11 protein-coding genes are annotated in these 14,021 nt (G+C 74.5%); 4 read left to right on the forward strand and 7 right to left on the reverse strand.

Annotated elements, in window-relative coordinates; translation table 11 throughout:
• Window positions 1–149 precede the first annotated feature (149 nt).
• Window positions 150–1,763, forward strand: a complete 1,614-nt coding sequence (locus tag P9841_RS13705) for a methyl-accepting chemotaxis protein (protein WP_283319204.1) — start codon at window positions 150–152, stop codon at window positions 1,761–1,763.
• 36 nt (window positions 1,764–1,799) lie between these two features.
• Here P9841_RS13705 and P9841_RS13710 read toward each other — a convergent pair whose 3' ends face one another.
• The 6 genes from P9841_RS13710 to P9841_RS13735 form a co-directional block, all read right to left on the reverse strand.
• Window positions 1,800–2,465: a TetR/AcrR family transcriptional regulator gene (locus P9841_RS13710; RefSeq protein WP_283319205.1), complete on the reverse strand. Its 666-nt coding sequence runs from the start codon at window positions 2,463–2,465 to the stop codon at window positions 1,800–1,802.
• 81 nt (window positions 2,466–2,546) lie between these two features.
• Window positions 2,547–4,088 (reverse strand): sucrose phosphorylase, encoded by a 1,542-nt coding sequence (gene gtfA, locus P9841_RS13715; RefSeq protein ID WP_283319206.1) that lies wholly within the window; start codon window positions 4,086–4,088, stop codon window positions 2,547–2,549.
• A gap of 113 nt (window positions 4,089–4,201) precedes the next feature.
• Entirely contained in the window at window positions 4,202–5,218 is a 1,017-nt protein-coding gene (locus tag P9841_RS13720) for an alpha/beta hydrolase (protein WP_283319207.1), read from the reverse strand.
• A complete protein-coding gene (locus P9841_RS13725; RefSeq protein WP_283319208.1) occupies window positions 5,215–6,039 on the reverse strand; it encodes a carbohydrate ABC transporter permease in 825 nt (274 codons plus the stop codon). The genes P9841_RS13720 and P9841_RS13725 overlap by 4 nt, the downstream gene beginning before the upstream one ends.
• Window positions 6,036–7,001, reverse strand: a complete 966-nt coding sequence (locus P9841_RS13730) for a carbohydrate ABC transporter permease (RefSeq protein ID WP_283319209.1) — start codon at window positions 6,999–7,001, stop codon at window positions 6,036–6,038. Before P9841_RS13730 ends, P9841_RS13725 begins: the two co-directional genes overlap by 4 nt.
• Window positions 7,001–8,365, reverse strand: a complete 1,365-nt coding sequence (locus tag P9841_RS13735) for an ABC transporter substrate-binding protein (protein WP_283319210.1) — start codon at window positions 8,363–8,365, stop codon at window positions 7,001–7,003. The genes P9841_RS13730 and P9841_RS13735 overlap by 1 nt, the downstream gene beginning before the upstream one ends.
• 221 nt (window positions 8,366–8,586) lie before the next feature.
• On the opposite strand from P9841_RS13735, the gene P9841_RS13740 reads away from it, so the two are divergent.
• The 3 genes from P9841_RS13740 (at window position 8,587) to P9841_RS13750 (ending at window position 12,712) form a co-directional block, all read left to right on the forward strand.
• Complete coding sequence (locus P9841_RS13740) at window positions 8,587–9,627, forward strand: LacI family DNA-binding transcriptional regulator (protein ID WP_283319211.1); 1,041 nt, start codon at window positions 8,587–8,589, stop codon at window positions 9,625–9,627.
• Window positions 9,628–9,786: 159 nt separating this feature from the next.
• Window positions 9,787–11,313 (forward strand): SPFH domain-containing protein, encoded by a 1,527-nt coding sequence (locus tag P9841_RS13745; protein ID WP_283319212.1) that lies wholly within the window; start codon window positions 9,787–9,789, stop codon window positions 11,311–11,313.
• A gap of 61 nt (window positions 11,314–11,374) precedes the next feature.
• Window positions 11,375–12,712, forward strand: coding sequence for an APC family permease (locus P9841_RS13750; protein WP_283319213.1), 1,338 nt, complete (start codon window positions 11,375–11,377; stop codon window positions 12,710–12,712).
• 4 nt (window positions 12,713–12,716) lie between these two features.
• On the opposite strand, the gene P9841_RS13755 is transcribed toward P9841_RS13750, so the two are convergent.
• Window positions 12,717–13,733: a serine hydrolase domain-containing protein gene (locus P9841_RS13755; protein ID WP_283319214.1), complete on the reverse strand. Its 1,017-nt coding sequence runs from the start codon at window positions 13,731–13,733 to the stop codon at window positions 12,717–12,719.
• Between the last annotated feature and the right edge of the window lie 288 nt (window positions 13,734–14,021).

Raw genomic sequence — 14,021 nt, forward strand, 5'->3', positions numbered from 1 at the left:
CACGAACGGGTGGTCCGGCGTGGGCCGCGCGTGGGTGGGGCGCTGGGCCGATCGGGTGCAGCGGTCGCGGAACACCGCGAAAACCTGCGGATCGGTCGGGATGTGCCGAATGGGCCGGGTGTCCAACTCGTGCCACCGAAGGAGCAGTCATGCCCGTGCAGCCCGTCGATCCCCCGCTCGTGGTGCGGCGCCGAGGGCCCTCGAGCTGGCCGCTCGCCGTGAAGCTGGGCGGCAGCCTCGCCCTGCTGGCCCTCGTGGCCGTCGTGCTCGCCGCGGTCTCGACGACGCGGCTGCTCGCGATGGCGGCCAGCCAGGACGAGATGGACTCCGACGGCGTCGTGCCGCTGGTCGCGGTCGCCGACCTGCAGCGGGAGTTCACCGCGCAGCGGCTGGCGTACGTCCGGCTCGCGCTGCTCGACGAGCAGGACGTGGAGGCGGAGCTCGGGGAGATCGGCGAGCGGGACGACCGGATCGCCGACCTGACCGGGACGCTGGTGGCGGAGCTGGGGTCGGACGGCGTCGCGGGCGAGATCCAGGAGGCCGTCGCGGCCTACGAGCAGACGGCCTCCGAGAACTACGTCCCCCTGCTCCGCGCCGGCGACCCGGCCGCGGTCGACGTGGTGAACGGCACCCTGCGCACGGCCGGGCAGGACGCCGACCAGCTCATCGACCAGGTCTCGGACGCCGCCGGGACGCGGGCCCACGACATCGCCGCGGACGGCGAGCAGCTCGTCCGGCAGTCGGTGCTGGTCGTGTGGGTCGTGCTCGCCGGCGCCCTCGCCGTCGTCGGCGTCGTCGCGGTCCTGGTGCTGCGCCAGGTGCTGACCGGCCTGCGGTCGGTCCAGACCTCGCTCGTCGCGATCGCCGACGGCGACCTCACCGTCGCGCCGCGGGTGGTGTCCGGCGACGAGGTCGGGCAGATGGCCGCGGCGCTCGCCACCGCGCAGACGCAGCTCCGCGGCACGATCTCCCGGGTGGTCGAGGCCGCGCAGACGGTGGCCGCGGCGACCGAGCAGCTCTCGGCGTCCTCGACGCAGGTGTCGGCGTCCTCGCAGGAGACGGCGACCCAGGCCGGCTCGGTCGCGGCCTCCGCCGAGCAGGTGTCGCGCAGCGTGCAGACGGTCGCCGCCGGCGCGGAGCAGATGGGCGCGAGCATCCGCGAGATCGCCCAGAACGCGTCCGAGGCGGCGAAGGTCGCGGCGTCGGCGACGCAGGTCGCGCAGTCCACCACCGAGCAGGTGAGGCGGCTCGGCGAGTCCAGCCAGGAGATCGGCAGCATCATCAAGGTCATCACCAGCATCGCGGAGCAGACCAACCTGCTCGCGCTGAACGCGACGATCGAGTCGGCCCGTGCGGGCGAGGCGGGCAAGGGCTTCGCGGTGGTCGCCGGCGAGGTCAAGGAGCTCGCGCAGGAGACCGCGAGGGCCACCGAGGACATCGCCCGCCGCATCGACCGCATCCAGACGGACACCACGGGTGCGGTCGCCGCGATCGACGAGATCTCCGAGACGGTCGGGGCGATCAACGACTACCAGACGACCATCGCGAGCGCCGTCGAGGAGCAGACCGCCACCACCGCGGAGATCTCGCGCTCGGTGGCGGAGGCCGCGACCGGGTCGGGGGAGATCGCGCAGACGATCAGCGGCGTCGCGCAGCAGGCGGACGCCGCGAACCAGGCGCTCAACCAGGTCGACCAGGCGGTCGGCGAGCTCGCGCGGATGGCCGAGACGCTGCGCGGCGACGCCGCGGTGTTCCGGGTCTGACCGCGGGCCCCCGGCCCGGCCGGCGGGCGGGGCGGCTCACGCGGCCGCCCCGTCCACCGCGCCGCCCGCCTCGCCGCCCGTCGCGCCGTCCGGAGGGGCGGGCACGCACAGCCCCGCGAGGGCCAGCGCCGCCGCGTCCGCCGCGGCGCCCACCAGCACGTCGTCCCGGGTGGTGAGCCACAGCATCCCCAGGCCCGAGCCGGCCGAGGTGAAGGCGCCGGCCAGGGCGTCGATGGGGACCGTCCAGGACAGCCGCATCCGGTGGCTCCAGCGGGCGACGAGGTCACCCACGGTGCGGTCCGCCTCCGTGCGGCTCCGGGCCGCCCGGTCCGGGGAGTGCCGGGCGACCGTCACCGTGAGCTCGTGGAGCAGCAGGTGGCGCTCCGGGTCGGACCGCACCGCCAGCAGGAGGCCCTCGAGGGCGTCGCGGAACGCGGTGCGCGGGTCGGGGTGCTCGAACGCGGCGTCCCCGGCGGGGTGCAGCACCGCCAGCGCCTCGCGCTCGAGCAGCGCCTCCACGAGCTCGCCGCGCGAGGCGAAGCAGTAGTGGAAGGCCCCGTGGGCGAGACCCGCCCGCTGGGTGACGGTCCGCGTGGTGACGGCGGCGAGCCCGCCGTCGCGGGCGACGGCCGAGGCGGCCTCGAGCAGCTGCTCGCGTCTCTCCTCGACCGGTCGGTGCTCCTGGTGCCGCATCGTGGCCATGGCGGGACCTCCTCGCGCGCCACCGTAGTGGCGCGGCGGGCGGGTCGCCCCGGCGAGGGCTCCCGCCTGCGGGGGCGCCCGTCAGGCCGGCGACGACGCCACGTCGGAGTCCGTCAGGACGGTGCGGGAGACCCCGTGCGTGGTGGCGTGCACGGCGAACGCGCCCGTGGCCGCGTCGAGCTCGAGCTCCGCCGTCTCGGCCCCGGACGTCCACCGGAGCCGGGCGGTGGTGCCGGTCACCTCGGGGTGGAACGTGCCGCCGAACGCCGGGTGCGTGGTGCGCAGGCGCAGCGCGGTCAGCTGGGCGCGGACCGCCGGCCGGTCGAGCGCCGCGGCCACCTCGTCGTCGGTGTACCGGTGCCGGTTGACGTCCCGCCCGACGCCGGTCGCCGCGAGCAGGTCCATGTCGTTCTCCCCGGCGAGCAGGCCCACGTAGTACACCTGCGGGATGCCGGGCACGAACAGCTGGACCAGGCGCGCCAGCACGTAGCGGCGGTCGTCGCGGCCCAGCGCGTCGTAGAACGTGCAGTTGACCTGGTAGAGGTCGAGGTTGGACGCGGCCGCACCGGTGGCCTGCCGGCTGGTGCCGCCGCTGTTGTCGTGGATGCGCTCGACCAGGGCGTCGATGTCCGCGGGCGGCAGCAGCCCGGGCTCGCCGGGACGCAGGTCGCTGGGGCCGACGTCGACGATGCCGATCCCGTCGTGCGTGTCGAGCACCGTCACGGCGTTCGCCGGCCGGATGCCGAGCCAGCGGTCGAGCGGCGCGAGGTCCCCGGTGGTCAGCGCGTGCAGCACCAGCGGCGGCAGCGCGAAGTCGTAGACGAGGTCGACGGTCTGCGCGATCTCGACCTGCTGGAGGTAGTGGCCGTGCACCTCCACCAGCACCTGGGCGCCGCGGGCGTGCGCGTGCTCCACGATGCGGCGCGTGTACGCGGCGGTCGCGGGCGTCATGAAGCAGTCGGTGCCCGCCTCCTTGCCCGTGTACCCGACGGCGTCCAGGCGCAGCACCGTCACCCCGCCGGCGGTCAGGGCGTCGACCACGGACGTGAGGTAGTCCCACGCCTGCGTCGTCCGCAGGTCGATGTCGACCTGGTCCGGGGTGAACGTCGTCCACACCAGGCGCCGCTCGCCGCCGAGCGTCATCGCCGTGAACGGCAGGCCCGGCCGGGGGCGGTAGATGCGCGCGAGGTCCTGCTCGGTGGCGCCGTCCGGGAACACCGACCCGAGCGTGAGGAACATCGGCGCCCAGGGGGAGGCGTCCCCGCGCTCGCGCACGTCCTGGAACTGCGCGGACTCCGCCGAGACGTGGTTGACGATGACGTCGGCCATCACCGTCCGGCCGTCCGCGAGGCGCCGCACGTCGTCCCACGTGCCGAGGCGCGGGTCGACCACGGTGTGGTCCCGCGGGTCGAACCCCGCGTCGGTCCCGTCGAACGGCGTGAAGAACGGCAGCACGTGCACGCCGTCGAACGCGCCGGCCAGCGGGCCGTCGAGCAGCCCGGCGAGCCGGGCCACGTCCCCGCCGAGCCGGTCCGCGTAGGCGATGAGCTGCGGCCCGGTCCGCACGGCGGGGGCGGGGGGGACGTCGGGCACGGCCGGGGTGGCGGCGGGCTGGTCGGTCACGGCGGGTCTCTTCTCCGGTCGGTCCGCCCGGGTCGCGGGCGGGTCGGTGGCGGCAGGTCGGTGGCGGGTCGGTGCCGGTGGGTTCGGGGTCGGCGGCCGCGGGGCCGCCGCTGTCACAGGGCGGGGAACGCCGCGGGCGGCGCATGCCCCTCGGGCGCGCGGGGTCCGAGCAGCCGTCGCACCCACGCGCGGCGCGCGGCGCGGGACGCCTGCGACAGCGCGGCGCCGGGCACGAACACGTCGAACGCGTGGCAGCCGCCGGGCCAGACGTGCAGCTCGGCGTCGCCGCCGGCCGCCCAGATGCGCGCCGCGTACGCCACGCACTCGTCCCGGAACGTCTCGGCCGACCCGACGTCGACGAACGTCGGCGGCAGGCACGACAGGTCGGTGGCCCGCGCGGGCGCCGCCGTGGCCGGGACGTCGTCCCCGCCCTGCGCGTCGCCCAGGTAGGCGCGCCAGGCCTCCCGGTTCACGTCGGCGTCCCAGGAGCCGTGGCCGCGCATCTGCGCGGGGGAGCCGTCGCCGTCGCGGTCGTCGAGCATCGGGCACACGAGCAGCTGCCCGGCCAGGGCGGGGCCGCCGCGCTCCCGGGCGGCGAGGACCACGGCGGCGGCCAGCCCCCCGCCCGCGCTGATCCCGCCGAGCAGCACCCGGTCGGGGTCGACCCCGAGCTCGGCGGCCTGCGCCACCACCCACACCAGCGCGGCGTAGGCGTCCTCGAGCGCCGCCGGGTACGGGTGCGCCGGGGCCAGCCGGTAGTCCACCGACACCACGGTCGCGCCGACCTCGTCGGCGAGCTCGCAGGCGTCGGCCACGTTGTCGCGGACCGACCCCGTGACCAGCCCGCCGCCGTGCAGGTGCACGATCACGGGCGTCGGGGCCGTGGCGCCGTGCGGCCGGAGCACGAGCACGGGCACGTCGCTCCCGCCGGGCCGGGGGGCGGGCACCGTCCGCTCCTCGATGCGGTACCGCGCCTCGAGCGGGCCGAGGTCCGGCTCGACGTGACGGTCGTGCAGCGACGCGATCCCGTCCTGCGGCACCCCGACGACCACGTCGGAGGCGTGCTCGGTGAGCGCCGCGGCGATCTCGGGGTCGAACGGGGGCCGCCGCAGCTCGGAGACGGTCGTCATCCCTTGACCGCCCCCTGCATGAGCGCGGAGACGAACTGCCGCTGGAACGCCAGGAACACGATCAGGGTCGGCGTGAGGATCAGCAGCGACCCGGCGCACAGCAGCGGGATGTCCGTGCCCCACTGGCCCTGGAACGCCCCGAGGGCGCCGGCCATCGTGCGCTTCGTCGGGTCGTCGACGAGCACGACCGCCAGCAGGAACTGGTTCCACGTCCACAGGAACAGCAGGATCCCGAGCGACGACAGGGCGGGCGCGGACAGCGGCAGGTGGATGCGGCTGAACAGCTGCCACGTGCCGGCGCCGTCGATGCGGGCGGCCTCCGACAGGTCCTCCGGCATGTTGACGAAGTGCGCGCGCATCCACATCACCGCGAACGGCATGTACAGGCCGAGCAGCGGCAGGATGATCGCCCACCGGGTGTTGAGCAGGCCGAGGTCGCGCATCTGGTAGTACAGCGGCACGATCACGCCCTGGAACGGCAGGGTCAGCCCGAGCACGAACGCCAGGAAGATCCACCGGTGCCCCGGCGGGCGCAGGTGCCCGAGCGAGAACCCGGCGAGCGTCGCGATGAGCAGCGACAGCGGGACCGTGCCGATCTCGATGAGCACGCTCGACCACAGCAGCGCGCGCATGTTCGCCGCCTGGAACGCGTCGACGAAGTTGTGCCACTGCGGCTGCTCGGGCAGCGACAGGCCGGCGGGGTAGGAGCCCGACGGGTGCAGCGCCGTGAGGAACAGGCTGACGAACGGGGCGATGGTGATGACCATCAGCAGGATCAGCAGGACGCGGCTCAGCCACGCCTCGCGGCGGGAGACGATCACCGGTCACCTTCCCGGGTCAGGCGCTGGATCGGCAGCACGATGGCGAGGACGAGCACCATGAACGCCACCGCGAGCGCGGACGCCTGGCCGACCTCCCGGCTGAAGAACGCCAGGTAGTAGATCTCCAGGCCGGGGACGAGCGTGGCGTTGCCGGGCCCGCCCTGCGTGGAGATGTAGACGATGTCGAAGCTGGCGAGCGCGGCGATCACCGTCACGGTGATGCACACGCCCAGCTCCTGGCGCAGGCTCGGCAGCGTGATCGCGAAGAACTCGCGGACCGCGCCGGCGCCGTCGAGGCGCGCGGCCTCGTACAGGGCGGGGTCGATCTTGGTCATGCCGGCGAGCAGCAGCAGCATGCACAGGCCGAGCGCGACCCAGGCGCCGATGACGCCGACCGCGGGCAGCGCGGTCTGGAAGTCGCCGAGCCACGCCCGGGTGAGCGAGTCGAGGCCGACCGCCCGCAGCACCTGGTTGACGAGCCCGTCGGACGACATCAGCCAGGTCCACATGATGCCGGCGGCCACCAGCGGGATGACCTGCGGCAGGAACAGCACGGTCCGGGACACCAGCGCCAGGCGGCTGGTGGCGAACTTCCGGATGATCGCCGCCGTCAGCAGGCCCAGCAGCACCGGGACGAAGCTGAAGTAGATGATGAGCTGCAGCGCGTTGAGGATGGACCCGAACATCTCCGAGTCCCCGAGCAGCCGCGTGTAGTTGTCGATCCCGACCCACGTCGCGGCCGAGATGCCGTTCCAGTCGTAGAACGAGTACTGCACGGTCAGCGCCAGGGGCCGCAGCACGAACACCACGTACACCACGGCCGCCGGCACCACGAGGGCGAGCGCGACCCAGCCCCGGCGCAGGCGCCGCGCCCGGAGGGCGCGGCGCCTGTCGTCCAGGCCGTGCGGCTGCTCGGCCGCCTCGCGGAGACCGGGACGACCGGTCGTCCGCATCCGCATCATCAGCCGCCGATCTCGCTCTCGTACTGCTTCTGCACGTCGGCGAGCATCCCGGCCGGGTCCTGCTGACCCGCGACGAGCTTCTGCAGGTTCGGCGTCCAGCCCTTGGCGTAGATCGCGCCGGTGGCGTTGGCGATGAAGTCCATCGCGCCGTCCTTCTCGCCGATGGTCGCGCCGGCCGCGAGCGTCTGCGCGGTCACGGAGTCCGCGTCGACGTCCGGCATGAACGCGTCCGCCAGGCCCAGCGGGTGCGAGCCGCCGACCTCGACCTGGATGGTGCGGGCCTCCTCGTTGGTCGCCGCCCAGTCGAAGAAGAACGCCGCGCAGTCCGGGTGCTCCGCCTGCGCGCCGATCCCGAAGGTCAGCGGCGCGGACATGGCGCCCAGGTCGCCGCCCTCCTCGAGCGGCGGCATGAGGAAGAACCCGACCTCGCCCGGCATCTGCGCGTCGAGGTTGCCCGACTCCCAGTCGCCGTTGAACATCAGGAGGCTCTCGCCCTCCATGAACCGGCTCATCATCATCGAGTAGTCGAGGGAGTTGATGTCGTCGGCGAAGTAGCCGGCGTCGATCCACGACTTCAGGTGCTCGGCGGCCTCGAGGTTGGTCGGCGTGTCGATGGTCGCGCCGGACCGCTGGAAGATCCAGTCGTTGATCTCGGTGGTGTCGCCGTAGGACGCCATGAGCGCCTGCAGCGGGAACGCGAGGCCGCCGGTGGCGCCGCCGTTGAACTGCGCGGCGGGCGTGATGCCGGCGTCCTTGGCCTTCTGCATCATGTCGTCGAGCTCGGCGAGCGTGGCCGGGGGCTCCGTGACGCCGATCTGCGCCGCGAGGTCCTTGTTGTAGAACACGCCGGTCATGGAGAACCCGAGGCCCATGCCGTACAGCGGGCCCTCGCCGCGGGCGCCGTCGTCGTCGACGCGCAGCTGGACGAGCTGCGAGGCGGGCCACTGGTCCCAGCCCATCGAGCTGGCGTAGCCGTCGAGGTCGAGCAGCAGGCCGTCCTTCGCGAGCTCGGACATCTGCGGCAGGCGCATGAGGTCCGGCGGGTCGTCGGCCAGCACCCGGGGGGCGTTCTGCGTGATGACCGCGAACTGGTCCTCGCGGACGTCGAACGTCACGTTCGGGTACTGCTTGGTGAACTCGGCGAACAGGTCCTTGGGCATGGGGAAGCCCGTCTCGATGTACGCGCTGAGCGTCACCGGGTCGGTGCCGCAGGTCGCCGTGGCGTCGCCTGTGGCCGACCCGCCGGTCGCCGAGTCGTCCGTGTCGCTGGTGCCGCCGCCGGGTGCGCTGCACGCCGTCACGGCCAGCAGGCCCGCGAGGCACAGCGACGTCGCTGCGGCGGCCCGCCGGCCCTTCGTGCTCATTCGAGACACCGGTGTCTCCCTTCATCGAGGAGCGGCCCGGAGGCCGGTGCTAAATCGACTTAGCACGCATACTGTCGTCCCGGGACGGCGCGCACGTCAAGCCGACGCCGGTCACGGATTCGTCACGGTTCGCGGCCCGCGCCCTGCTCGCGCCCGGCTCCCGGACGTGGCACCGCGCCCGCGGGCCGCCGCTAGGATCGCGCCGACGGAGGGACACGCACGTGGGTCGCAGGGTGACGCTCGCGGACGTCGCGCGCGCCGCCGGCGTGTCCTCGACGACCGCGTCGCTGGCGCTGTCGGGGCGCGGCGACGAGCTGCGCATCTCGCGCGCCGTCCAGGAGCGCGTCCGCGCCGCCGCCGGCGAGCTGGGCTACCGCCCCAACATCGTGTCCATCGGGCTGCGCAAGGGCACCACCCGCACCCTCGGCTTCATCTCCGACACCGTCGCGACGTCGCAGCTCGCGGGTGACATGATCCGCGGCGCCATCGAGGCGGCGCGCGAGCACGGGTTCCTGCTGTTCATCGGTGAGACCGAGGGCGACGACGAGGCCGAGCAGCAGCTGCTCGACGCCATGCTCGACCGGCAGGTGGACGGCATCGTGCTCGCCTCGATGTTCACCCGCACCCGGCCCGCCCCCCAGACCGGCCGGGTCCCCACGGTGCTGCTCAACACCGTCCCGTCCGACCCGACGCCGATGCCGGCGGTCATCCCCGACGAGGAGCAGGCCGGCCGGCAGGCGGCGCGGCTGCTCGTCGAGGCCGGGCACCGGGACATCCACCTGGTCGGCGGCGGCCCGCACCCCGGGGACGTCGCCCCCGGCACGGTCGCGGGCACCGAGCGCCTGGCCGGGATCCTCACCGAGCTCGCCGCGCACGGGCTCGCCCCGGCCTCCGGCCACGTGTGCGACGACTGGCTGCCGCCCTACGGCTACACCGCGACGCGGGAGCTGCTCGCGGCGCACCCGCGGCCCGGCGCGCTCCTGTGCTTCAACGACCGCATCGCGTTCGGCGCGTACCAGGCGCTGCGCGAGGCGGGCCTCGAGGTGCCGGACGACGTCTCCGTGGTGTCGTTCGACGACTACCCCCTGGCCGAGTGGCTGCGACCCGGACTGACCTCGTTCGCGATCCCCCACGAGGCCCTCGGCCGGCGCGCCGTCGAGCTGCTGCTGGAGCAGGTGCAGGGCGGCCCGGCCGGCGAGGACGGCGTCGTGCACCGGCTGCCGCTGCCGCTGCACGCACGGGCGTCGGTGCGCACGGTCTGACCGGGCGGTGCCGCGCGGTGCCGCCCGTGGGAGCTGAGCTGCGCCGGACGTTGCCCGCGCCGGACGGGGCCTGTGGACGACGTCCGCGCCCGGCCGTGGCCCTCTAGAGTCGGAGCACACCCGCCCGCCCGGCCGCCCGGCCACGCCCGAGGGAGTCCCATGGAGATCGCAGGAACCGTCCTGGTCGTCGCCGGTGCCGTCGTGCTGCTGGTCGTGCTCGCGATCGTCGGGGCGATCTACGCCAAGGTGCGGTTCAAGATCGCGACCCCCGACGAGGCGCTCATCATCACGGGCCGCAAGAGCGGGACGCCGGTCATCAACCCCGAGACGGGCGACGAGACGACGGACCTGTCGGGCCAGCGCGTCGTCATCGGCGGCGGCACGTTCGTCAAGCCGATCTTCGAGCAGGTCGCGCGCCTGTCGCTGGCGTCGCAGAGCTTCCCGGTGACCGCGGAGGACGCCACCACCAAGAGCGGCGTCGGCGTCACGCTGCGGTCGATCGCCGTGGTGAAGGTCGGCGGCACGGAGCGCATGGTGCGGGCGGCCGCGCAGCGGTTCGCGGGCCGCAGCCAGGAGCAGGTCATCGAGCAGCAGACCAGCGAGGTCCTCGTCGGCGTGCTCCGCACCATCGCCGGCACGCTCACCGTCGAGTCGATCCTCTACGAGCGGCAGGAGTTCTCGAAGGAGGTCAAGGACATCGCCGTGCCGATGCTCGCCGAGCGCGGCCTCGTCCTGGAGAACTTCGAGATCCAGACCGTGGAGGACACGGGCGACTACATCCGCAACCTCGGTCGCCCGCGCGCCGCCGCCGTGGCCCGGGACGCGGAGATCGCCGAGGCGCAGGCCCGCCAGGAGAGCACCGAGCGCTCCAACGAGGCGGCGGTGCAGATCGCGGAGTCCAACAAGGCCCTCGCGCTGCGCAACGCCGAGATCGCCCAGCAGACCGCCAAGGCCCGCGCCGACGCGGAGGCCGCCCAGGAGCGCGCGGAGGCCGAGGCGCAGCAGGGCGTGCTCGAGCAGCAGGAGCAGGTCGCCCAGCGCCGGGCCGCGCTGCGTGAGCAGGAGCTCCAGACGGAGGTCCGCAAGCCCGCCGAGGCCCGCACGTACGAGGCCAAGCAGGAGGCCGACGCCCGCAAGTACGCCGCGGAGCAGGAGGCTGAGGCCGCGAAGACCACCGCGATCCGCCGGTACGAGGCCGAGGCGCAGCGCACCACCGCGCAGGCGGAGGCCGAGGCGTCCGCCGCCCGCGCCCGCGCGGAGGCCGCGCTCGTCGAGCAGCAGCGCCGCGCCGAGGGCGCGCTCGCGCTCGCGAAGGCCGAGGCGGACGGCATCCAGGCCCGCGGCGAGGCCGAGGCCGCCGCCGAGCAGGCCCGCGGCGAGGCCCGCGCCGCCGCGATCAAGGCGGAGTCGGACGCCTACCAGGCGTTCCCCGAGTCGGCGCGGCTCCAGATGGTGCTCGACGCCCTGCCGAAGGTCGCGCAGCCCTACGCCGACGCGCTCGGGTCGATCGACGGCATCACGGTCATCGACAAGGACGGCGCGTCCCGCCTGCCCGGGCAGGTGTCGACCGGCGTCCAGGAGCTCGCGACGCTGCTCAAGGCCCAGACGGGGCTGGACCTGGTCGAGCTCGTCCAGGGCCTGGGCGGGCGCGGCGGCAGCGGGTCCGGCGGCACGCCCGCGGCCTGAGGCGACCGTCCCGCCGCCGCTCGACGCGCGCTCCGGCGGCGGGCACCGGAGACTCGGGCGGGTGACCTCCACCGCGCCCACGGCGAGCGGGACCTCCGGCACCGGCCTGCGCCGGGCCGTGACCGGGCCGCTGCTGTACCTGTTCATCCTCGGCGACGTCCTCGGCGCCGGCATCTACGCCCTGATCGGGGAGATGGCCGGCCAGGCCGGCGGGCTGGTGTGGCTGTCCTTCGGGATCGCGCTCGCGATGGCGCTGCTCACGGCGTTCTCGTACGCCGAGCTCGTCACCAAGTACCCGCAGGCGGGCGGGTCGGCGGTGTTCGCCGAGCGGGCCTACCGCAGCCCGCTCGTCGCGTTCCTGGTCGGGTTCTGCATGCTCGCGGCCGGCATGGTCAGCGCCGCGGGCCTGGCGCTCGCGTTCACCGGCGAGTACCTCTCCGCGTTCCTCGACGTCCCGCAGGTGCCGGCGGCGATCGTGTTCCTCGTGGTCGTGGCCCTGGTCAACGCGTGGGGCATCAAGGAGTCCCTGTGGGCCAACGTCGGCATGACGGTCGTCGAGTCCGCCGGGCTGGTGCTCGTCGTGGTCCTCGGTGCGTGGGTCATCGGGCGCGGCGACGCGGACCTCGACGGGGCGGTGTCGGCGCCGGACGGCTCGTCGGTGTGGCTGGCGGTGCTCGGCAGCGCGCTGCTCGCGTTCTACTCGTTCGTCGGCTTCGAGACGTCGGCGAACCTCGCGGAGGAGGTCCGCGACGTGTCGCGCGTCTACCCGCGGGCCCTCTTCGGCGCCCTCGCCACCGCGGGCGGCATGTACCTGCTGCTGGGCTTCGTCGCTCCGGCGGTGGTGCCCCCGGCGGAGCTCGCGGAGTCCTCGGGCCCGCTGCTCGAGGTGGTGCGGGCCGCCGGCGCGGTGCCGCCCGGGCTGTTCGCGGTGGTCGCGCTGGTCGCCGTCGCGAACGGCGCGCTGCTCACGATGATCATGGCCAGCCGCCTGGCGTACGGGATGGCACGGCAGGGGCTGCTGCCCCCGGTGCTCGGCCGGGTGCTCCCCGGGCGCCGCACCCCGGGCGTGGCCATCGCGGTGACGACGGCCGTCGCCGTGGTGCTCGCGGCGACCGGCGAGCTGGTGGACCTCGCGTCGACCGTCGTGCTGCTCCTGCTGTTCGTGTTCCTGTCGACGAACGTCGCGGTGCTGGTGCTGCGGCGGGAGCGGGTGGAGCACGACCACTTCCGGTCGCCCACGGCCGTGCCCGTCCTGGCGGTCGTCTCGTGCCTGGTGCTGCTCACGCAGCAGGAGGCCCGGCACTGGGCGCTCGCGGGGGTGCTGCTCGCGGTCGGCGTGGTCGTCCACGCGGTCACGCGCCGGCTGTCCCGGCCCGCCCCGCGGCCCGCGGGGCGCTGAGCGGTCAGGCGTCCCCGGCGTCGCGCAGCGCCCGCAGCACGGGCCACGCGCCGTCCGAGGTGTTCGCGACGACCGTGACGGTCACGCCGGTGCCCGGGCTGTGCCGGGTCAGCGCCGAGACGCCCGCGTCGTAGCCCTCGAGCTCGACGTCGTCCGAGTCCCCGCCGAGCCAGAAGCCCCGGCCGTACCGCCGGTCCTCCTCCGCCTCGTGCAGCGGCTCGACCAGCGTCGCGAGCGTCCCCGCGGAGACCACCCGGTGCGCGAACAGCGCCCGCCAGAACCGCGCGAGGTCGCCGGCCGTGGTGACCAGGCCGCCGTCGCCGCTGCCGCGCACCGGCAGGTGCAGCACGTTGGTGCGCAGGCCGGTCTCGTGCAGGTAGCCGCGGGCGACGTCGCCGGGCAGCTCGTCGCCGCGCGGGTAGCCGGTCGCCGTCATGCCGGCGGGCTCGAGCACCCGCTGCCGGACGAGCTCCGTGAACTCGGTGCCCGTGAGCCGCTGGAGCAGCAGCGCCAGCACCACGAACCCCGAGTTGTTGTACGCGAACTCGGCGCCGGGCTCCGACACCTGCTCGCGGCCGTCCAGCACCGGGAGGAACGCCTCGGCGTCGTCCAGCAGGTGCACCGGCACGGGCAGCACGTGGTCCGTGATGTCGCCGTCGTCCGACTCGTCGAGGTAGTCCCCGATGCCGGACGTGTGGCTGACCAGGTGGTCCCACGTCACGCGGTGGTCCACCAGCGGCAGGTCGTCGCCGAGCAGCGGCCGCACCGGGTCGTCGAGCCGCAGCCGGCCCTCGTCGAGCAGCGCCCCGACCGCCAGCGCCGTGAACCCCTTCGCGACGCTCGCGACGCCGAACCGGTGGTCCGTGGTGGCGGCGACGCCGTGGGCGCGGTCGGCCAGCCCGTACGCGTGGGAGAACAGGGTCTCGTCGCCGCGGTCCACCCGGACGACGCCGCTCAGGCCGGAGGCCAGGGCGCTCTCGTGCAGGACGGGACCGACGGCGGTGGGGTCGAGGGGAGGCATCCACCGACCCTACGGAGCCGCCGCGCGCCCTCGCGAGCGGATTACCCGCCGCGTGCGGGTCCCGTCCCCACCCCCAGCCGCCACCACTCACGTGCGGGGCCGGATCCACCCAACGGTGGCGGCGCGGACGTCGACAGGCTGCCGTGACATCCGCGGAATGACGCCGTGCGAGCGGGCACGTGGCGTTGCGTAGGTATTTCTCTGACAGGTCACGTACCGCGGTGCGCTGCGATTTCCGGTGCCTTCGGCAACCACGCGGACCGTCACCGCGGCGCACCCCTCGCGACG

The sequence above is a fragment of the Cellulomonas sp. ES6 genome (genome assembly GCF_030053835.1).
Classification (GTDB): Bacteria; Actinomycetota; Actinomycetes; order Actinomycetales; family Cellulomonadaceae; genus Cellulomonas.